Source organism: Shewanella sp. SG44-2 (genome assembly GCF_014164215.1).
GTDB classification, from domain to species: Bacteria; Pseudomonadota; Gammaproteobacteria; order Enterobacterales; family Shewanellaceae; genus Shewanella; species Shewanella frigidimarina.
In genome coordinates this window covers 50653-72423 of sequence record NZ_JACJEU010000018.1, presented here as the reverse complement: position 1 = coordinate 72423, position 21771 = coordinate 50653, and the positions used below count along the sequence as shown (strand labels likewise).

The window sequence follows — 21771 nt, the reverse complement described above, 5'->3', positions numbered from 1 at the left end:
CAGTTTATCTGAAATTATTCACCTTTAATCGTCAATGGATTTGGTTTTGTTAATTTATCACCCACTCGAACTGGATGGTCGTTAAACATAATCAGCCCTAAACTGGTTCTATCAAACACTTTAAAAACCATCAAATTACCATGAAAAACATCGGGCATTTTATATGCAGTATCTTCTGAAAATTTCGCCAACACTTTATCGTAAGATGAACGGTCAAGAGGGCGAACAGGATTACCATCATTATCAATAATAATGTTTTCGCCATCACGATACATTGAAAAAACATGCCCAGTCTCAACGCCGTCATTGGCACCACGGTCAATATAGACAACGTCTAACTTACCTGCTTCACGAAGATTACCAATAGTACCGATAATAGAAGTTGCAACACTTAACTCTGCCGCTTTAGGAATAAAATAAGCAGACATTAACGCTTCATCTTCTACAGGTGCAACATGAAAGCCACCTTTGGTTTCACGTAAACTGCTCAGTAATTCAACTTTTGATATATCGCCAGACTCGATAACACGTCCACTCGAAGTTAAAATAAGTTCTTGGCCTAATAATTCACCGCTATCTGGAGCAAAAAACTCACGTCCAGTTTGATAAATTGCCACTTTAAGACCTTGCTCAAGCTTCGCATTCACATATACAACGTCATTGACCACATGATGAATTGATGGACTTTCACCACTCATGACAATCGGCAGTCCCGGTAACCAAGTAGGATCGACCACTCTATTCTGTACTAAATAGGGCTTAATTAACGCAAGGTCAACAGGAGGAATTGGACCATCTTTCGATATCACACGTCCTTCTGGACTCTTTTTAATGTGCTGCTTAACAACCAAACGGGGCTGACCATCAATAAATACTAATGTCAGTCGATCACCAGGATAAATTAAATGTGGGTTAGCAATTTGTGGGTTGCCCCCCCACAATTTAGGCCAACGCCATGGGTCATTTAAAAAATAACCAGAAATATCCCACAGAGTATCGCCCTTTTTGACGATATACGTATCTGGGTGTCCAGCTTTCAAGGTTAATGTATCAGCATTGACCCAATAAGAATTTAGACATAAAAAAGCAAGTAAAAGTAGGCGTTTCATGGTGCAGTCCATGTTGTTTAGCTCTTTATTAGAGCTTTTTGCTGTTATTGATAGGCTGTAAGGATTAAAATTACCCTAATCGCAATGGCCAGTATAGCTAACTGGCTGAAATTTGACAGACTTGCTAAGAGTTTATATATGCCATTACTTAATGTTTTACGCTTTCCAGACGAACGTTTACGCACTATTGCTCAACCTGTAACGGATTTCGGTCCACAATTACAGACACAAATAGATAACATGCTCGAAACCATGTACCTAGAGAAAGGTATCGGTTTAGCTGCTACTCAAGTGGATTTTCATCAACAATTGATTGTGATGGATCTACAAGATGAGGTTGAACGGCCAACTATTTTTATTAATCCTCAAATAGTGGCTAGCAGTGGTGACTTGGCTAATGAAGAAGGTTGCCTATCGGTACCCGGTATTTATGCCAAAGTTGACCGTGCTGAATTTGTCACCTTAAAAGCGCTAGATCGTCACGGTAAAGAATTTATCGTTGAAGCAGATGAGTTGTTTGCTATTTGTATTCAACACGAGATGGATCACCTTAAAGGTAAGCTATTTGTCGATTATTTATCGCCTCTAAAACGTCAACGCATTAAAACTAAGCTTGAAAAAGAAGCTCGTTTAGATGCTAGAGAAGCATAGGAAAAAATTTGAAACCGTTAAAAATTATCTTTGCCGGTACTCCGGATTTCGCAGCTCGACACTTACAAGCACTCATCGACTCTGAACACGATGTGATTGCGACTTATACTCAACCAGATAGGCCTGCTGGTCGAGGTAAGAAACTCACCGCCAGCCCAGTAAAAGCTTTGGCTTTAGAGCATGCTATTCCGGTATTTCAGCCTGCATCATTACGTAATGAAGAGGCACAAGCGGAATTAGCAGCTCTTAATGCAGATATTATGATTGTTGTGGCTTACGGGTTGATTCTGCCAAAGGTAGTGCTTGATACCCCGCGTTTAGGTTGTATCAATGTGCACGGTTCAATTTTACCTCGCTGGCGTGGAGCCGCTCCAATACAGCGGGCTTTATGGGCAGGTGATACCGAAACAGGTGTCACCATTATGCAGATGGATATTGGCCTAGATACTGGCGACATGCTGCTCAAAACGCACTTACCGATAGAGGCTACGGATACCTCGGCTAGCCTTTATGAAAAGCTAGCAGAACAAGGGCCAAAAGCCTTAGTACAAGCACTGATTGGTTTAAGTGATGGTAGCCTCAAAGCACAAAAGCAAGATGAAACTCTGGCTAACTACGCTGAAAAATTGTCCAAAGAAGAAGCTCGTCTTGATTGGAATAAAAGCGCAAAACAGTTGTGGCAAGACATTCGCGCCTTCAATCCATGGCCAGTAAGTTATTTTGAACACCAACAAAGCGTGATTAAAGTGTGGCAAGCAGATTACAGCGCAGAACTCTGCTCGCAAGCGCCAGGAACCATTATTGCAGCGACCAAGCAAGGTATTGAAATTGCTACCGCAGACGGCAAGTTAATGATTAAAACCATGCAACTGCCCAACAAAAAGCCGCTTGATGTGGCCGACATTCTTAATGCTCGTGGTGATTGGTTTACCGCAGGTGTGTGTTTAAACCAAGAGGCTAACTAGCATGAATGTTCGCGCACTAGCAGCTAAAGCGATTTATGAAGTCCTTGAAAAAGGAATTTCGTTATCGGTGGCTCTACCCGATCAACAGCAACACTTACAAAATGGCAAAGACAAAGCCTTATTAGCTGAATTATGTTACGGCGTTATGCGTCAATTACCGCAACTAGACAAGTGTGTAAGTGACTGCTTAGCGAAACCGTTTAAAGGTAAACAGCGTATATTGCATCAACTGCTGATAGTAGGTTGTTACCAACTTTACTTTACCCGTATCCCAGCGCATGCGGCGATTTCAGAAACGGCAGAAGCTTGCAGACAATTACGTTTTGATGGCTTGGTGAAAGTGGTCAATGGCGTATTGCGTAATATTCAGCGTCAAGATAGCGAATTAAATACTGACTCAGACACGCTACGCTTTAATACTCCAGCTTGGTTTATTAAGCGTTTACAACAAGCGTATCCAGATAACTGGCAAGACATTATTGAGCAGAGCCACCAGCGTCCGCCAATGTGGCTACGTAATAATCAGCAATCACAGACATGTGATGCTTATTTAGCGGCACTAGCCCAACATGATATTTCAGCCCAAGCCGGTTCAAGCCCAAATGCTATATTGCTCGAAAGCGCAAAAGATGTCGCTGCATTACCCGACTTTATGGAAGGCGCAGCATCGGTCCAAGATGGTGCGGCACAATGGGCTGCAACCTTACTCGCACCAACAGCAGATGAACTTGTTTTAGACGCCTGCGCCGCGCCTGGTGGCAAAAGTTGCCATTTACTAGAGCTTGCTCCCACTATCAATTTAGTCGCTGTCGACTTTGATCAAAAACGCCTTGCTCGGGTACAACAAAATCTGGACAGGTTGCATTTAAAAGCGCAACTTATTCACGGCGATGCGGCAGATATTCCATCATGGTGGCAAGGACAACAATTTGATCGAATCTTGCTTGATGCACCTTGTTCTGCAACTGGGGTAATTCGCCGTCATCCAGACATAAAATGGTTACGTAAAAATAGCGATATTGAAGAGTTAGCCAACCTACAAAAACAGATATTGGATCATTGTTGGCAATGGCTTAAACCGGGTGGCACTTTATTATATGCAACCTGCTCTATTTTACCGCAGGAAAACAGCCAACAAGTTGAACAGTTTCTAGCACGGACAGCCGATGCGAGTTTAGTACCGATAGAGCAACAAGCTCATATCAGTGATATCGGTTGGCAAATTTTGCCAGGACAAGACAATATGGACGGCTTTTATTACGCGCGCCTAGTTAAAGCAATTTAAGGATGTACCTCAAGCCATGAAAATTATTATTTTAGGGGCTGGGCAAGTAGGCGGCACGTTAGCTGAAAACTTAGTCGGTGAAAATAACGACATCACACTCGTCGACAGTGATCGCGCTCGGCTAAGGCTATTACAAGACAAGTTTGACCTACGTGTTGTTGTCGGTCATGGCGCTCATCCGAGTGTATTAAAAGAAGCTGGTGCAGAAGATGCTGACATGCTCATTGCGGTAACCAATAGCGATGAATGTAACATGGCAGCTTGTCAAATTGCTTACAGCTTATTTGGTACACCAACTAAAATTGCTCGTATTCGCTCAGAAGCTTATTTAGAACTTCAAGATAAACTGTTTATCAATAGTGAAATTAAAAGCGGTGACGCTAAGCCACGTGGCGGTTTTATTATTGATGAGCTGATTGCACCTGAGCAGTTAGTGACCGCTTACATACAAAGATTAGTAGAATACCCAGGTGCACTGCAAGTACTTGAATTTGCTAAAGGTAAGCTAAGTCTTGTTGCGGTTAAAGCTTATTATGGCGGCCCATTAGTGGGTAACGCATTAGCCACATTACGTGAGCACATGCCCAATATTGATACCCGCGTTGCCGCTATTTTTAGGCAAGGCCGGCCTATCATGCCGCGCGGCACGACCATTATTGAAGCCGATGATGAGGTATTTTTCGTCGCCGATAGTCGTCATATTCGTGCAGTAATGAGTGAGATGCAAAAACTGGATAATTCGTACCGCAATATCATGATTGCGGGTGGCGGTAATATTGGTTTTGGTCTTGCGCAAAAGTTGCAACGTACTCATTCGGTTAAGTTAATTGAACACCGTCAAGAACGCGCGGAGTTACTTTCAGAAAAACTGGAAAAAACCACCGTGTTTTGTGGCGATGCTTCAGACCAAGAATTACTGTTGGAAGAAAATATCGATCAAACCGATGTGTTTATCGCTGTCACCAATGATGACGAAGCCAATATTATGTCTGCCCTACTTGCTAAACGCATGGGGGCGAAAAAGGTCATGGTACTTATTCAACGTGAAGCCTATGTTGATATTGTGCAAGAAGCTAACATTGATATAGCCATATCTCCTCAGCAAGCCACCATTTCAGCGTTACTGACTCATATTCGCCAAGGTGATATATGTAATGTTTACTCATTACGCCGTGGTGCAGCAGAAGCCATTGAAGCGATTGCCCATGGAGACTCAAGCACGTCAAAAGTTGTCGGCAAACAGATTGGCAACATCAAACTACCGCCAGGCACAACTATTGGTGCCATTGTACGTAATGATGAAGTGTTAATGGGCCATGACAAAACGGTAATCGAACAGGGTGACCATGTTATTTTATTCTTAGTGAATAAGAAGTTCATCGGTGACGTAGAGAAACTGTTTCAACCAAGTGCTTTTTTCTTTTAAGTTCTTATGTTTAACGTCAAACAAATCATTTTCATCCTCGGTATTTTTCTCTCAATACTGACAGGATTTATGTTAGTTCCAATGGCTTTCGCACTATTTTATGGCGAAGAAACCATCGGTGACTTTATGATGTCCGGTTTATTTACCGGCTTTATTGCTATTTTGTGCATTCAAAATGGTCGCAACCATCATTTTAGTCTTAACATTCGCGATATGTTTATGTTGACCAGTATCACTTGGTTTGTCGTGAGCTTATTCGCCGCACTGCCCTTCACGCTTTATCACGGTATTAATTATACTGACGCTTTTTTTGAAACGATGTCAGGCATAACCACTACCGGTTCAACAGTATTATCCGGTTTAGACAGTATGGACCATAGTATCTTAGTCTGGCGTTCATTATTGCAATGGCTTGGCGGCATTGGTTTCATTGTAATGGCCGTGGCAATCCTGCCGTTTTTGAACGTGGGGGGAATGCGCTTATTTAGAACTGAATCATCAGACTGGAGCGACAAAACGATTCCTCGCACCCAGCACATGGCCAAACATTTATTTCTGATCTATGTCGCCTTAACACTACTGTGCACATTGTCCTATCACCTTGCTGGCATGCATTGGTTTGAAGCTATCAACCATGCCATGACCACATTATCAACAGGTGGATATTCCACTTCAGACAGCTCAATGGCGGCCTTTTCACACGAGGCACATTGGGTTGGTATTGTGTTTATGTTAGCGGGTGGATTACCGTTACTAATGTTTGTTCAAACCATACAACAACGCAGCTTACGCTTATGGAATGATCAACAAGTGATAGGCTTTTTACGCTTTGTGTTACTGGTGTCATTCTCATTAGCCTTTTGGCTGTGGCAACATCAGCAAATAGACTTTTTAGATGCATTAAGACTTGCTAGCTTCAATGTTATTTCGGTCATCACGACAACCGGTTACGGACTAACCGATTATCAATCGTGGGGATCTGTTGCCAGTGTCGTATTTCTGTTTTTAATGTTTATAGGCAGTTGTTCAGGCTCAACATCTGGTGGCATAAAAATATTTCGTTTTCAAATAGCATTCTCAATTATGCGTCAGCAGATTAAACAGCAATTCCATCCCAATGGCGTGTTTAAAGACAAATACAATGGCCACCGCATTCAAGATGACATTGTTCGTTCAATAATGGCTTTTTTTATGCTGATGATAGTGGTGATATTATTACTGTCGCTCACACTCGTACTGACCGGATTAGATCCAATGACTAGCTTTACCGGAGCAATAACAGCAGTGGCAAACGTAGGGCCAGGCCTAGGTCCGATTATTGGTCCTGCTGGAAACTTTTCCTCGCTTCCCGACGTCGCTAAGTGGGCATTGGCAATGGGAATGCTATTAGGGCGCTTAGAAATACTGACTGTTGCAGTGTTGTTTCATCCTAAATTTTGGCGTTTTTAATATAGGTTGGATTATCGTCTTAAGATGCGGCTGGGTGGATGGTTAACCTGTCACTGATGAGCCTTAGTTAACCATCTGTTGGGTATAATCACTACGCAGGTACGACTGTCGCTAACTTGGCAATATGATCAGCATAAACCTTCACATCATTCCAATCGGTATAATCAATAATGGCTGTTGGATCGGTGGGGCCATCGGTCATTTTCATGATAAGGCGAATCATCAAGCTGTCATACCAAGGCCAAGAAGGATAATCGACTTTACCGGCAATAATTTTCACATCTTGCGGTTGCCACTCAGATAAAGTTAAAAACTTCTGTAGATATTTATTATTTTCCGGAATGCGTTTTTCAGGATTACGAGCCACAACATTGACGCAAAAAAAACTATTTGGTAGTTGCGATAAATGCTGCTGATTTTCACGCACAAACTCAAACACCGATTTATGATACGAGCCATATAATACACAAGCCCCTAACGCAACAGCTTGGTATTTGGACCATTCAATTGGTGCTTTATCTTGAAGATTAACAACATCACAATGATCGCCTTTAGATTGAATTTGTTCTGCTATTGCTCGGCTAATATGTGCCGTATGGCCACCTCGGGAATAATATAACACTAAAATATTGGCCATTTTTCAATTCTCATTATTGGATTATTTGCCTCAGTTTGGCAAAAAAAGCCTTTTTAAACCTCTGCAATGATCACAAATTAGAAATAGCTCATATATTTAATAGTTAAAATTGAGATCTCCATGATGCAGAAGTATGATAATGAACAAAATACAGAAAACCCAAACCAGATCGTAATTTAAGGTTATATAAGGACACTCATGAAGCAAGATATCGATGTTGCAACCATGCTTAATAATGCAGAAACGGCAGCACAATGGCTAAAAGCCATTGCGAATCCTTACCGCTTAATGATTTTATGTTTATTGTTAGAACAAGAATTAAGTGTCACTGAATTAAATGAGACCGTGCCACTGAGCCAATCAGCTTTGTCACAGCATTTAGCGGTACTGCGTACCCAAGATTTGGTCAACACTCGTAAGAGCTCACAAGTTGTTTACTACACGCTTAAAAATGAGCAAGTCACCGAAGTGATCTCGATACTACATCGACGCTATTGTGCCTAACAACTGTTTGACTGAACAACTACTGTGACTAAGATTTAAACAACTTAGATACTTAAGTCACATAGAGTAAACGGCGTTTTCAATAAGGCATATTGGGCACGCTATTGTGTATGAATTATTTTTGCGCTGCTATTTGTTTAGCGTAGTCATCTACTTTGCCCCAGTCAGTAAACTCAAACGTACCCTGAGTATCTGTCGGTCCCTTGGTCATCCACATGATAAATCGGATCATAAACTTATCGAAAAATCGGTAACGAGGGTAGTCAATTTTACCGGCAAAAACACCTAATAACTGAGGTTTCCAGGCTGATAAATTTGAAAACTTCTGCATATATGGATTAGTTTCAGGGGTGTTTTTTTCAGGCTTTCTTGCCACAACGTTTACGCTAAAAAAACTATTGTGCTTAGTGTCTAGTAGTACTTTGTGTTGCTCAACAAACTTGAATAATTCTGGTCGATGTTTGCCGTATCGAATACTGGCACCAATAACCACTTTATCAACACTAGCTAAATCATCAGCCTGAGCTTCAGCGAGATTAACCACACTAACTTGCTCACCCTGCTCAACTAATATTTGCTTAATTTTCTGACAAATTGCCAGTGTTTGCCCATCGACCGTTGAATATAAAATTACAGTATTTAACATTAATTCTTCCAAAATGTGGGGGTAAATAGCACCAATAAGGTGAACACTTCTAATCGGCCAAATAGCATTGCCATCACCAGTACCCACTTAGCACCGTCTGAAATACTGGAATAATTTGATGCTACATCACCCAAACCAGGGCCTAAGTTATTTAAACTGGCTGCCGTTGCACTAAATGCAGTAATGGCGTCCATATCCATTGCCATTAAAATCACCATACACACCACAAACACTAAAGCATAAGCAGAGAAGAATCCCCATACCGCATCAATAATTCTATCGGGTAAGGCCGTCGAGCCAATTCTAATGGAATACATAGCTTTAGGATGAACAAGTCGCTTCAGCTCACGCGACCCTTGTAGCACCAATAGAATTAAACGAATCACCTTCATGCCGCCGCCAGTCGAGCCAGCACAACCACCAATAAAGCTTGAGAATATTAATAGAATAGGTAAAAACAACGGCCAGGAATGGAAGCTTTCAGTGCCAAAACCCGCCGTTGTTGAAATCGAGACTACTTGAAAGAAGGCGTAATCGAGTGTTTTCTCTGGGGAGTCGTAAATTCCAGACTGATACAAGGTAGCAAAACAAATTGCGGTCAATACCAGCTGCACCGCAATAAGCACCTTAAATTCTGCATCTTTTAAATATACTTTGACGTTAATGCCACGGCGAGTAAATGCGGCAAAGTGTAAGCTAAAATTGACTGCCGCAATCAACAAGAAAAACGCACAAATCACGTTAATCAACGGGCTTTGAAAGTAACCAATACTGGCATCATGAGTCGAAAAACCACCAATAGCAATAGTCGAAAATGAATGGCAAATAGCATCAAATGCATCCATACCGGCAAAGTAAAATGCCAATGCACAAGCGGTAGTAAGCAAGAAGTAAATATACCATAAGGCTTTGGCTGTTTCGGCTATACGGGGAGTAACCTTAGTGTCTTTAACCGGACCTGGCACTTCAGCTTTATACAGCTGCATACCACCAATACCCAACAGAGGTAAAATGGCCACAGCGAGTACGATGATACCCATGCCGCCCATCCACTGCAGTAAATGGCGATAGAACAATATTGACTTAGGCAAGTCATCTAGCCCAACAATCACGGTCGCTCCCGTGGTCGTTAAGGCCGAAAACGATTCAAAAAAACTGTCGGTCCAGCTTAAATCGGGGTTATTAGAAAAAATAAACGGCAGTGCCCCTATCGATCCAAGCACAGTCCAGAACAACACTACAATCAAGAATCCTTCTCGGGTGCGTAAATCGCCTTTTTGATGGCGGTTGGGATACCATAATAAAAAGCCCAGAAAAATACTGACAAAAAAGGCCTGAATAAATGCAGTACCACCACCATCTTTATATAAGATAGCCACTAATGCTGACGGCAGCATGGTGATTGAAAATAATCCCATCAGCAAACCGGTGATTCTAATAATTGTTTTATATTGCATTAAGGGTTCTGTTTAAGTTGTGCTGCGTCGAATTTAACAATTGAGTGACATTTTGGCATAAGTTCGTCATAGCTCAAACTGTAAACTTTACTTGAAGCTGGCCCTGCGTCTGGGTAGCTAATGCTTGATTAAAAGCCTGATGGTGCGATTTAGCCAGTTCAAAATGTATTTCTACTTTGTCGGTAAACTCTTTATCCATTACCACGCCATCATATTGAGCAACCAAATACTCAACATCGGTTAGTTGAGCATAATGGCATACCAAGCGTGCAGGATACCTTAGATGCTTAACCTGAGTCTGTATTTGCGTTAATCCTTGCTTTATACCTGAGGTATAAGCACGTACTAAACCGCCCACACCCAACTTAGTACCACCAAAATAACGCACAACAATAACCCCTAGCTCACCAATTTTTGCGCCTTGTAAGCATGCGAGCATGGGTTTGCCAGCACTACCTGACGGTTCGCCATCATCGCTAGCGCCCATATCAATGGTATTTTCTGGGCTGCCAGCTACAAATGCGTAGCAGTAATGGTTGGCCCCAGGATATTGCTGCTTTATGTCAGTAAGCGCTAACTTCATATCATTAGGATGTGGGCAGTGAAATAACAAAGAGATAAAGCGGCTATGCTTTATCTCTTCTTCTATCAATACGTTAGTTTGTGGTATTAAATATGACTCAATCAACTAGACCAAACTCTCTGGTCATATTTTCTACTCGGTCTTGATGCACAATGACGTTATCTTCAATGCGAATCCCACCAAATGGACGCATCTCATCAACCGTAGTCCAATTAATAGCTTGCTTAGCGGTAGCAGATAACTGATTAAGTAAGGTATCGATAATATAAAGGCCTGGCTCAATAGTCAGTACCTGATTAGCGGCTAATACTCTTGTACAGCGTAAAAAAGGATGCGCCTCAGGTGCAGCAATATGGGTTCCGCGCTCATCGTGGGAATAACCGCCCATATCATGAACTTGTAACCCCAACATATGCCCTAACCCATGCGGGAAAAAGGCACTCGTTACGCCTTGGGCAACTAACTGTTCAGCAGTGCCATTAGCCAAGCCAAAATCAATCAGTAACTGACCTATATGATGGTGTGTCGCGATGTGCAGGTCGACGTACTTAACCCCTGGCTTCATCTGCTCAATAATGGCTAATTGCACTTTATCCAATGCGACGATTAATTCGTAAAAACGATTTTTCTCGAATGAGTAAGTACGGGTAATATCTGCGGCATAGCCATGATAACTGGCCCCAGCATCAATCAAAAAAGATAAACGCTGCGCAGGCTTAACATGTTCTAAAGCGGTGTAATGTAAAATAGCGGCATTTTGATTTAATGCCACGATATTGCCGTAAGGCACTTCATTTTCGCCTTGGCCAATTTCGAGCAAATAACGTTGCTGAATTTCAAACTCACTGGCACCATCATAAAATGCATTTTTGGCAGCCAAATGCCCTTTTACCGCAATTTGGTTCGCTCGGCGCATGCACTCAAGTTCATACTGAGTTTTGTCAGCACGATGATAATGTAGATAGTTCATTACTGCATCAGGGTTACGAGCCGAAAAACCCAATATATCAGCCACATCTAAGTGTTCACCAATATACGCCCACGAGGCTAAATCTTTAGGTAAAAAGTCAGCAATTCGATCTGGCTTGGTCAGTAATTGAATATCAAAATGCTCAGTCCAGAAGGCTTGCTGTACATCATTCACTTTATGCCAAAAATCAACTGGGCGATAAAACACTAAAGTAGGCTTATCTTGGCCATTAGCGATAACCCAACAATTTGGCGTATCTAAAATAGGTAACCAAGCTTTAAATTGCGGGTTCACTTTAAAGGGATAATTCAGATCATCTAAAAACTGTCGATGAGGTTGTCCAGAGTGAATCACTAAACCCGAAAGATTTTCACGCTGACAAATTTCGCCTACTCGGCGATTTAATTCCGCCATGTGCGCATGATACAGATGTGCTAACTGATCCATTGACTATCCCTTTGCATGAGTTTTAACCCAATAAGTCTATCACAAACAGAAAAAGACCTCGCTAGATGATAAAAAATTAAACGGCCGTTTAAATTGGGTGTTGTAATTTATCTCATTTCATCGCACACTGAGAATTAGCTGGTCAATAGATGGCCGAAACTGCTGTGATTCAAGCTTGATAACTGCACAGTAAATAAGATGTGGAAGTCGCTTTTAAGCAATAAGGAAGCAAGCAATGATCTACCAAAGCCCTACCATTCAGGTTGAGTTACTTGAAGATAATATTGCCAAACTGTGTTTTAACGCACAAGGTTCGGTAAATAAGTTCGACAGAGAAACAATAGCCTCTCTAGATGCCGCCCTAGACAGCATCAAACAAAATACCAATATTAAAGCCTTGCTGCTTACATCAGCAAAAAGCACCTTTATTGTTGGCGCAGACATTACCGAATTCTTAACGCTATTTCAGCAAGACGATGCCACGTTGCTAGCTTGGGTTGAACAAGCCAACGCAGTATTCAATAAGCTAGAAGACTTGCCGTTTCCGACAGCGTCAGCAATTAACGGTTTTGCGTTAGGCGGTGGTTGCGAAACCATTTTAGCGACTGATTTACGCGTTGCTGATACCAATGCTCGCATCGGTTTACCAGAAACCAAATTAGGTCTTATTCCTGGTTTTGGTGGCACAGTGCGTTTACCTCGAGTAATCGGTGCAGATAATGCACTTGAGTGGATCACCACCGCTAAAGACCAACGTCCAGAAGATGCTTTAAAAGTAGGCGCTATTGATGCCGTTGTCGCACCAGAAAACCTAGAAGCTGCTGCGATTCAAATGTTGCATGATGCCCTTAATGGTAGCCTTGATTGGCAAGCTCGTCGCACCAAAAAGCAATCACCATTACAGTTACCAAAACTTGAAGCCATGATGTCTTTTGCTACCGCAAAAGGAATGGTGTTTTCTGTTGCAGGCAAGCATTATCCAGCGCCAATGGCCGCTGTGAATGTTGTTGAACAAGCTGCAGGTTTGGACCGTGATGGCGCATTAAAAATAGAAGCGCTGGCGTTCATTAAGCTAGCTAAAACAGATGTAGCCCAAGCGCTAATTGGTATTTTCTTAAATGACCAGTTCGTTAAAGGTAAAGCAAAGAAAGCCGGTAAACTCGCTAAAGATGTTAACCAAGCAGCGGTATTGGGTGCAGGTATTATGGGCGGCGGTATTGCTTACCAAAGCGCCAGCAAAGGCACACCAATTGTGATGAAAGACATCGCTCAGCCAGCATTAGAGCTAGGCTTGAACGAAGCAGCTAAAATTCTGACAACACAAGTTGCTCGTGGTCGTTCTACGCCAGAGAAAATGGCTAAAGTATTAAACAACATCACGCCTTCACTAGATTATGCCGCTATCAAAAATAGCGATATCGTTGTAGAAGCGGTTGTTGAACATCCAAAAGTTAAGGCTACTGTACTAGCAGAAGTTGAAGGTTATGTATCAGAAGATGCCATTATTGCATCAAATACCTCGACTATCTCAATCAACTTACTGGCTAAAAGCCTTAAGAAACCTGAACGTTTCTGCGGTATGCACTTCTTTAACCCTGTGCACAAAATGCCATTAGTTGAAATTATCCGTGGTGAGCACAGCTCTGAAGAAACCATCGCAACGGTAGTGGCTTACGCCAGCAAAATGGGTAAAACCCCAATCGTAGTCAATGATTGCCCAGGCTTCTTTGTTAACCGCGTATTGTTCCCATACTTTGCAGGCTTCAGTGGTCTACTTGCTGAAGGTGCTGACTTTGCTGCCGTTGATAAAGTCATGGAAAAACAGTTCGGTTGGCCAATGGGCCCAGCTTACTTACTTGACGTAGTCGGTTTAGATACTGGTCACCACGCCCAAGCAGTTATGGCTGAAGGCTTCCCAGATCGCATGGGTAAAAATGGCAAAGACGCTATCGACATTATGTTTGAAAACAAACGTCTAGGTCAGAAAAACACTAAAGGTTTCTATGCCTATTCTGTTGACCGTCGTGGTAAGCCGAAGAAAGACATTGATCCAACAAGCTATGAATTATTAAGCGCTGAGTTCGGTGAATTAAAGGCATTTGAGTCTGATGACATCATCGCTCGCTGTATGATCCCGATGATCATCGAAACGGTTCGTTGTTTAGAAGAAGGCATTATTGCATCACCTGCTGAAGGCGATATGGGTCTAGTTTACGGTATTGGTTTCCCTCCATTCCGTGGCGGTGTATTCCGTTACTTAGACACCATGGGCGTAGCAAACTTTGTTGCCCTAGCAGACAAATACGCACATCTTGGTGGCTTATATCAAGTCACTGATGCAATGCGTGAACTTGCAGCCAACAACGGTAGTTACTACCAAGCCTAATTAGTGGGAAAGGAATTAAATCATGAAACAAGCTGTTATCGTAGACTGCATTCGCACCCCAATGGGCCGTTCTAAGGCTGGGGTATTTAGAAATGTACGTGCAGAAACATTGTCTGCAGAACTAATGAAAGCACTAATGGTGCGTAATCCACAATTAGACCCTAACGACATAGAAGATGTTATTTGGGGTTGTGTGCAGCAAACTCTAGAGCAAGGCTTTAACATTGCCCGTAATGCATCATTGTTAGCTGGTATTCCTAAAACGGCTGGCGCAGTAACGGTAAACCGTTTATGTGGTTCGTCAATGGACGCCCTTCATCAAGCAGCTCGCGCCATTATGACTGGCCAAGGTGATACCTTCATTATCGGTGGTGTTGAGCACATGGGTCATGTACCAATGAACCACGGTGTTGATTTTCACCCAGGCCTTGCAAACCGCGTAGCAAAAGCATCTGGCATGATGGGCTTAACCGCTGAAATGTTAGGTAAAATGCACGGTATCACTCGTGAGCAACAAGATGCGTTTGCTGTACGTTCTCACCAACGTGCCCATGCTGCAACAATCGAAGGTCGCTTTGCTAAAGAAATTTGGGGCATTGAAGGCCACGATGCCAACGGCGCACTAATTAAAGTGATGACCGACGAAGTCATTCGTCCAGAAACGACACTAGAGTCACTTGCGGGTTTACGCCCAGCATTCGACCCAGTTAACGGCACGGTGACTGCAGGTACATCATCTGCATTATCTGACGGTGCTTCTGCAATGTTAGTGATGGAAGAATCTAAAGCACGTGCTTTAGGCTTAACTATCCGAGCACGTATTCGTTCAATGGCTGTTGCCGGTTGTGATGCTGCAATTATGGGCTATGGTCCAGTACCTGCCACCAAAAAAGCATTAGCACGCGCGGGCTTGTCGGTTGCCGATTTAGACCTTATCGAATTAAACGAAGCGTTTGCTGCACAGTCATTACCTTGTGTTAAAGATCTTGGCTTGCAAGATGTTGTCGATGAAAAAATTAACCTGAACGGTGGCGCAATTGCATTGGGCCACCCACTAGGTTGTTCTGGCGCACGTATCTCGACAACACTGATCAACTTGATGGAAGAAAAAGATGCAACGCTTGGTCTTGCCACTATGTGTATCGGTTTAGGTCAAGGTATCGCAACTGTATTCGAACGCGTTTAATCGTTCTCATACCAAGCTGATACTTTTCAGTTGTATGACGTGAGTTGTAAAAACGAGCCAAATTGGCTCGTTTTTTTTATTTTAAAATTCTTCTACTTTGGCTAATGTTCCACGTGAAACATGTTTTATGAAAATTAAAAAATAATAATAAAACTCAATATAACTTTAAAACCAAGCAAACTTGGCAAGCTTTAATGACAAGAGTAACATTAGCGCTAATTCGATAGATAAAAATAGACAGCATTTCATGAACGATATTTATACCCAAGCACAACACCAACTCGATGCTCTCGGTCTTCGATGCCCCGAGCCAGTGATGATGATTCGAAAAACAGTACGAAAAATGGCAGAAGGTGAAACCTTATTAGTCATTGCAGATGATCCTGCCACCACTCGTGATATTCCGAGTTTTTGTGAATTTATGGATCACACGTTAATTGCCAGTGATACCAGCAAAACGCCATACCAATATTTACTCAAAAAAGGACTTTAACTAATGACCATCACATTGGAAGCTATCGCATATAAAACAGCGAAGCGCGGCATAATGAAGCCAGCCTTTTGTGCCAATGTGACCTTAGAACGAGGTGTCGAAAATGATATTTTTGGCAGACCAGGAAAACGTCAAGTTACTGTAATGTCAAAACAGCAGTGGCAAACAGTCTGCCAACAAATTAATGCCGATTTAGACTGGTTAACTCGAAGAGCGAATTTATTGATCAGTGGCTATGAATTTAGCGCTGCAGATGTTGGCAAAATAATCTCGATCGGCGCTGAACTTAAATTACAAATTACAGGCGAAACTGATCCGTGTAAAAAAATGGAAATGGCTCACACAGGACTGGAACAAGCATTAACACCAGACTGGCGTGGTGGTGTTACCTGCCGCGTAATTCAAGCTGGGTTAATACAACCAGATGACTCGGTAAACATAGATTAGTAAAACCGATAAATCATTTTCGTTTAAGCCTTTCATATTAAAATCTATCACTATAGCACTCGTTGTTTGTTAATTAATAACAAACAAACGTGTTAATGTCTGTCATTAATTGATACAGATTTGTTGTACACCTTATCGGTAATTTATGCGATAAAGGATCCATTCAAACCGACAAACGCAGTAAAGCCAAATACTCTTCAGGTCATCTAATCATGCCAAATGATATGAACTAAATGAGTATAGGCTTGATTAAATCCACTGAAAATAAAAACGACAACGGATAATCTACTCTATGTTGACTCAAAAACTCACCCCACTTTACACCGCAATAGCACTGACCCTTGGTATTTCTGGTTTTGCTTATGCCGAAGATGACAAAGTAAAATGGCATGTAAATGCTCCTGAAAATGCGCCATTAAGTAAAATAGATATCAATGTTACCGAAGGAACATGGATGAACGTCAATGTATCACCTGATGGTGAACACATTGTATTTGATTTATTAGGTGATATTTATCAAATACCGATAGCAGGAGGAGAAGCTAAACCACTGGCACAAGGTATCGCTTGGCAAATGCAGCCAGTATATAGCCCAGACGGTAAGTATATAGCTTTCACCTCTGATGAAGATGGTGGCGACAATATCTGGATAATGAATGCCGATGGTACCAATCCACATGCAATAACGACAGAAACGTTTCGCTTACTCAACAGCCCGGCTTGGAGTCCTGACTCACAGTATTTAGTGGCAAGAAAACACTTCACTGGTACTCGCAGTTTAGGTGCTGGGGAAGTGTGGATGTTTCACGTTGCTGGTGGCGAAGGCGTTAAACTCACTGAACGCCCTAATGAACAAAAAGATTTGGGTGAACCAGCCTACTCGCCAGATGGACGCTATATCTACTTTAGCCAAGATTCGACCCCAGGCAAGACCTTTCATTATTCAAAAGATTCTGTGAAAGGCATTTATAAGATTAAGCGTTATGACACCCAAACAGGCGATATTGAAGTATTGATTGAGGGCACCGGTGGTGCAATTAGACCGACACCGAATCCTGATGGCAAAACCCTTGCCTACATCAAACGCGATGGATTCCAGTCGACCTTATATACCCTAGACTTAAAGTCTGGTGAAGAAACCAAGCTGTATGACAAACTCGATCGTGACATGCAAGAAACATGGGCTATTCACGGTGTTTATCCAACAATGTCGTGGACCAAAGACAACAAGCACATCGTATTTTGGGCTAAAGGTAAAATCAATAAACTTGATGTCGACAGTAAACAAGTAACAGACATTCAATTCAGTGTTAGCACTCAAAGAGATATTCAGCCATCGGTCCGCTTTACTCAAAACTTAGATAAAGATGAATTTGATGTAAAAATGCTGCGTATGGCACAAGTATCACCAGATGGCGAAAAAGTGGTATTTGAAGCCTTAGGTAAAATTTGGGTTCGTGATATTAAAGAAGGAAAACATAAACGATTAACCCGTTTAGATGATGACATCAATGAGCTATTCCCACAGTGGTCACGAGATGGTAAAGATATCGTGTTCACTACATGGAATGATCAACAGCAAGGCACCGTCAGTGTGGTTAGCGCCAGAGGTGGTAAAGCCAAGGTGTTAACCAACGAGCCTGGCAAATATGTAGAGCCAACTTTTTCGCCTGATGGCGAATATATTGTTTATCGAAAAGCTCGCGGTGGATACATGACACCACGAACTTGGTCACAAGAACCGGGTTTATATAAAGTCGATATCAAAGGAAAGCAAAGCACTAAACTAACGGCCAGTGGCCATCAGCCACAATTCGGTGACGACTCAGACCGAGTTTACTTTATGGATTCAGGTGAGACACCAGAGTTTGCATCAATCGGCATGAACGGTTTTGAAAAACGAACCCATTACACTAGCGACCACGCTACCGAGTTTCGTTTATCACCAAACGGTGAGCACCTAGCTTTTGCAGAGCGCTTTAGAGTGTATGTCACTCCTTTTGCGAAACACGGCGAAACCATTGCTATTGGACCTAAAGCAAGCAACTTACCCATTACCCAACTAAGTGCTCGTGCCGGCGAAAGCATTAGCTGGAACGGTAAAAATAACCAACTGTATTGGACATTGGGCCCTGATTTGTACCAAGCAGATGTCGACACTCAATATACAAAATCTGAAACCAACGTTGATCCTAAAATAACCTCTATTGGCTTTAAAGATAAGGCCGATGTTCCACGTGGAACAGTTGTGTTTACTGGCGGTAAAGTGCTCACTATGGAGAATGATCAGGTTATTGATAATGGCGTTGTTATCGTTAAAGACAATAAAATTGTCACTGTCGGTGATGCCAATACGATTATTCCTAAAAATGCTCAAGTCATCGATATTAGCGGTAAAACCATTATGCCTGGCATATTTGATGCCCATGCACATGGCGGCCAAGCAGATGATGAAATTATTCCACAGCAAAACTGGGCCTTATATTCTGGCTTATCACTTGGGGTAACATCTATTCATGATCCATCGAATGACACAACTGAAATTTTTGCTGCTTCTGAACAACAAAAAGCAGGCAATATTGTTGGACCACGTATTTTTTCAACGGGGACGATTTTATACGGCGCCAACTTACCAGGTTATACATCGCATGTAGATTCACTTGATGACGCAAAGTTCCATTTAGAGCGTCTTAAAAAAGTCGGTGCGTTTAGTGTTAAGAGTTACAACCAGCCACGTCGAGATCAACGACAACAGATAATTGCTGCTGCACGAGAACTCGAAATGATGGTAGTCCCTGAAGGTGGCAGTTTGCTGCAGCACAATTTATCGATGATAGCGGATGGTCACACCACGGTAGAACATTCGTTGCCAGCGGCTTCTATTTATAATGACATCAAACAATTTTGGAGCCAAACTGATGTTCACTACACACCAACCTTAGTTGTCGCTTATGGTGGTATTTCTGGCGAGCATTACTGGTATGACAAAACTGACGTTTGGGCTCACCCTCGTCTAAGCATGTATGTCCCGCATGATATTCTTGATGCCCGTTCAATGCGCCGCACTACCGCGCCAGACGAACATTACAACCATTTTAATGTTGCCCGCGTAGCAAATGAGTTAAACAACATTGGCGTTAAACCCAATATTGGTGCTCACGGTCAACGAGAAGGATTGGCTGCACATTGGGAGATGTGGATGTTTGCTCAAGGCGGTATGAGTAATATGGAAGTATTAAAAACAGCGACTATTAACCCTGCCGTCACCTTCGGTATGGATCATCAACTGGGTTCTATTAAAGTGGGTAAATTAGCGGACTTAATAGTGATTGATGGCGATCCATTAGCTGATATAAGAACGACTGATAAAGTCACTTACACCATGGTCAATGGTAAGTTATTTAATTCAGAAACCATGAATCAGCTAAATGGTGATAAACATAAACGTAAGCCATTTTTCTTTGAAAAAATCTAACAATTAAGTAAGACAATAAAAAGGGTGTTCCACGTGGAACACCCTTTTTATACTTTTAATAAAATCAATACTGACCGTGACAATGACAATCTGTCGTATGATCGTTTACCATTCCAACCGCTTGCATAAAAGCATAACAAATTGTTGGGCCAACAAAATTAAAACCAAGCTTTTTTAATGCCTTAGACATAGCTTCAGATTCTGCCGTTTGTGCAGGAACTTGGCTTGATGAACTGAAGTTGTTTGCTCTCGGTTCACCACCAACAAATCCCCATAAAAACTTAGAGAAATCATCACCCTGCTCAACAAAGGCTAAATAAGCTTTAGCATTTCTGATGATCGAGTTTATTTTAAGACGATTGCGTACAATACCCGGTTCTAGCATTAACGCTTCCACTTTAGCTTGATCGTACTGTGCAATAATACTCGGCTCAAAATTAGCAAACAGTTGCTGGTAGTTTTGTTGCTTTTTAAGAATCGTAATCCAAGATAATCCAGCTTGTTGACCATCAAGACACAACTTAGCAAAAAGCTGTTTGGCATCGAACTCTGGACGTCCCCATACTGTATCGTGGTAATGCTGATATAAAGGGTCTTCACTTACCCAGCCACATCGGTTAACTTGCATGGTATGGTTCCATTAACGTTTTTATTAGTACGTTAAAAAATAACCTACATCTGCCTTGCTCTACAAGGTATAATCATTAACATTTTCTATTAATAGCCTGACAGTAGTAGACATGACGACGAAACACGACGTAAAGACATTTCAGGGTTTCATCCTAACCCTTCAGGAATATTGGGCGCAGCAAGGTTGCGCAATTGTTCAACCTCTAGATATGGAAGTTGGCGCTGGTACTTTCCACCCGCAGACGTTCTTACGTTCATTAGGCCCTGAGCCAATGAGCAGTGCATACGTGCAACCGTCTCGCCGTCCTACTGATGGACGTTATGGTGAAAACCCAAACCGCCTGCAACATTACTACCAATTTCAAGTAGTGCTAAAGCCATCTCCAGATAACATTCAAGAGCTTTACTTAGGCTCACTTGAAGCGCTTGGCATCGACACCAAAGTACATGACATTCGTTTTGTTGAAGACAACTGGGAGTCGCCAACATTAGGTGCTTGGGGTTTAGGCTGGGAAATTTGGCTTAATGGTATGGAAGTCACTCAGTTCACCTACTTCCAACAAGTTGGCGGAATTGAATGTAGCCCTGTTACAGGTGAAATCACTTACGGGCTTGAGCGTTTAGCCATGTACATTCAAGAAGTTGATAGCGTATATGATCTTGTTTGGACTGACGGACCACTTGGTCGTGTCACTTATGGTGACATTTTCCATCAGAACGAAGTAGAACAGTCTACCTATAACTTCGAACATGCCGATGTCGATTTTATGTTCACCCTATTCGATCAATGTGAAAAAATGTGCATGCACTTACTATCACTAGAAAAGCCATTACCACTACCTGCTTACGAGCAAGTAATGAAAGCATCACACGCTTTTAACTTACTTGATGCTCGCCATGCTATATCAGTCACTGAACGTCAGCGTTATATCCTTCGCGTTCGAACTATGGCAAAAGGTGTTGCAGAATCTTATTATCAAGCACGTGAAGCTCTTGGCTTCCCAATGTGTAAGTAGAGGTAACGA

At 42.2% G+C, this 21771-nt stretch carries 19 protein-coding genes; 12 read left to right on the top strand and 7 right to left on the bottom strand.

The window, feature by feature from the left end:
- Window positions 1-14: 14 nt before the first annotated feature.
- Window positions 15-1121 carry a LysM peptidoglycan-binding domain-containing protein gene (locus H5181_RS13830; protein WP_182751312.1) on the bottom strand — a complete coding sequence of 369 codons (1107 nt, stop codon included), beginning with the start codon at window positions 1119-1121 and terminating at the stop codon, window positions 15-17.
- 126 nt (window positions 1122-1247) lie between these two features.
- Here H5181_RS13830 and def point away from each other — a divergent pair, with 126 nt between their 5' ends.
- From def to H5181_RS13805, 5 genes are read left to right on the top strand one after another with little or no spacing between them, the layout of a single operon-like run.
- A complete protein-coding gene (gene def, locus H5181_RS13825; RefSeq protein WP_041413263.1) occupies window positions 1248-1760 on the top strand; it encodes a peptide deformylase in 513 nt (170 codons plus the stop codon).
- Window positions 1761-1768: 8 nt separating this feature from the next.
- The gene (fmt, locus tag H5181_RS13820) at window positions 1769-2725 is read left to right on the top strand and encodes a methionyl-tRNA formyltransferase (protein WP_123778749.1); all 957 of its coding nucleotides are present in this window, start codon (window positions 1769-1771) and stop codon (window positions 2723-2725) included.
- Window position 2726: 1 nt separating this feature from the next.
- Window positions 2727-4010 (top strand): 16S rRNA (cytosine(967)-C(5))-methyltransferase RsmB, encoded by a 1284-nt coding sequence (gene rsmB / locus H5181_RS13815; protein WP_123882227.1) that lies wholly within the window; start codon window positions 2727-2729, stop codon window positions 4008-4010.
- A 16-nt stretch (window positions 4011-4026) separates the two neighbouring features.
- Complete coding sequence (gene trkA / locus H5181_RS13810) at window positions 4027-5436, top strand: Trk system potassium transporter TrkA (RefSeq protein ID WP_011635513.1); 1410 nt, start codon at window positions 4027-4029, stop codon at window positions 5434-5436.
- 6 nt (window positions 5437-5442) lie between these two features.
- The gene (locus H5181_RS13805) at window positions 5443-6885 is read left to right on the top strand and encodes a TrkH family potassium uptake protein (RefSeq protein WP_182751311.1); all 1443 of its coding nucleotides are present in this window, start codon (window positions 5443-5445) and stop codon (window positions 6883-6885) included.
- A 91-nt stretch (window positions 6886-6976) separates the two neighbouring features.
- Here the strand turns inward: H5181_RS13805 and hemG (H5181_RS13800) are convergent, their stop codons facing one another.
- The gene (hemG, locus tag H5181_RS13800; protein ID WP_101087375.1) at window positions 6977-7522 is read right to left on the bottom strand and encodes a menaquinone-dependent protoporphyrinogen IX dehydrogenase; all 546 of its coding nucleotides are present in this window, start codon (window positions 7520-7522) and stop codon (window positions 6977-6979) included.
- Window positions 7523-7720: 198 nt separating this feature from the next.
- Here hemG (H5181_RS13800) and H5181_RS13795 point away from each other — a divergent pair, with 198 nt between their 5' ends.
- The gene (locus H5181_RS13795; RefSeq protein WP_011635510.1) at window positions 7721-8026 is read left to right on the top strand and encodes a metalloregulator ArsR/SmtB family transcription factor; all 306 of its coding nucleotides are present in this window, start codon (window positions 7721-7723) and stop codon (window positions 8024-8026) included.
- Window positions 8027-8141: 115 nt separating this feature from the next.
- On the opposite strand, the gene hemG (H5181_RS13790) is transcribed toward H5181_RS13795, so the two are convergent.
- The 4 genes from hemG (H5181_RS13790) to pepQ form a co-directional block, all read right to left on the bottom strand.
- Window positions 8142-8672 carry a menaquinone-dependent protoporphyrinogen IX dehydrogenase gene (gene hemG / locus H5181_RS13790; RefSeq protein WP_182751310.1) on the bottom strand — a complete coding sequence of 177 codons (531 nt, stop codon included), beginning with the start codon at window positions 8670-8672 and terminating at the stop codon, window positions 8142-8144.
- Window positions 8672-10129: a TrkH family potassium uptake protein gene (locus tag H5181_RS13785; RefSeq protein ID WP_011635508.1), complete on the bottom strand. Its 1458-nt coding sequence runs from the start codon at window positions 10127-10129 to the stop codon at window positions 8672-8674. The genes hemG (H5181_RS13790) and H5181_RS13785 overlap by 1 nt, the downstream gene beginning before the upstream one ends.
- Window positions 10130-10202: 73 nt before the next feature.
- Window positions 10203-10817 carry a YigZ family protein gene (locus H5181_RS13780; protein WP_182751309.1) on the bottom strand — a complete coding sequence of 205 codons (615 nt, stop codon included), beginning with the start codon at window positions 10815-10817 and terminating at the stop codon, window positions 10203-10205.
- Window positions 10810-12129, bottom strand: a complete 1320-nt coding sequence (gene pepQ / locus H5181_RS13775) for a Xaa-Pro dipeptidase (protein WP_182751308.1) — start codon at window positions 12127-12129, stop codon at window positions 10810-10812. Before pepQ ends, H5181_RS13780 begins: the two co-directional genes overlap by 8 nt.
- A gap of 235 nt (window positions 12130-12364) precedes the next feature.
- Between pepQ and fadB the strand changes: the two genes are divergently transcribed.
- From fadB to H5181_RS13750, 5 genes are all read left to right on the top strand, one after another.
- Complete coding sequence (fadB, locus tag H5181_RS13770; protein ID WP_182751307.1) at window positions 12365-14515, top strand: fatty acid oxidation complex subunit alpha FadB; 2151 nt, start codon at window positions 12365-12367, stop codon at window positions 14513-14515.
- Between the two features lie 22 nt (window positions 14516-14537).
- Window positions 14538-15701, top strand: coding sequence for an acetyl-CoA C-acyltransferase FadA (fadA, locus tag H5181_RS13765; RefSeq protein WP_011635504.1), 1164 nt, complete (start codon window positions 14538-14540; stop codon window positions 15699-15701).
- A 247-nt stretch (window positions 15702-15948) separates the two neighbouring features.
- A complete protein-coding gene (tusA, locus tag H5181_RS13760) occupies window positions 15949-16194 on the top strand; it encodes a sulfurtransferase TusA (RefSeq protein WP_102036113.1) in 246 nt (81 codons plus the stop codon).
- A 3-nt stretch (window positions 16195-16197) separates the two neighbouring features.
- Window positions 16198-16641, top strand: coding sequence for an MOSC domain-containing protein (locus H5181_RS13755; RefSeq protein WP_102036114.1), 444 nt, complete (start codon window positions 16198-16200; stop codon window positions 16639-16641).
- A 292-nt stretch (window positions 16642-16933) separates the two neighbouring features.
- Window positions 16934-20116, top strand: a complete 3183-nt coding sequence (locus H5181_RS13750; protein ID WP_182751306.1) for an amidohydrolase family protein — start codon at window positions 16934-16936, stop codon at window positions 20114-20116.
- A gap of 64 nt (window positions 20117-20180) precedes the next feature.
- Here H5181_RS13750 and H5181_RS13745 read toward each other — a convergent pair whose 3' ends face one another.
- A complete protein-coding gene (locus H5181_RS13745; protein ID WP_011635500.1) occupies window positions 20181-20744 on the bottom strand; it encodes a DNA-3-methyladenine glycosylase I in 564 nt (187 codons plus the stop codon).
- A gap of 112 nt (window positions 20745-20856) precedes the next feature.
- Here H5181_RS13745 and glyQ point away from each other — a divergent pair, with 112 nt between their 5' ends.
- Complete coding sequence (gene glyQ / locus H5181_RS13740) at window positions 20857-21762, top strand: glycine--tRNA ligase subunit alpha (RefSeq protein WP_011635499.1); 906 nt, start codon at window positions 20857-20859, stop codon at window positions 21760-21762.
- Window positions 21763-21771 lie beyond the last annotated feature (9 nt).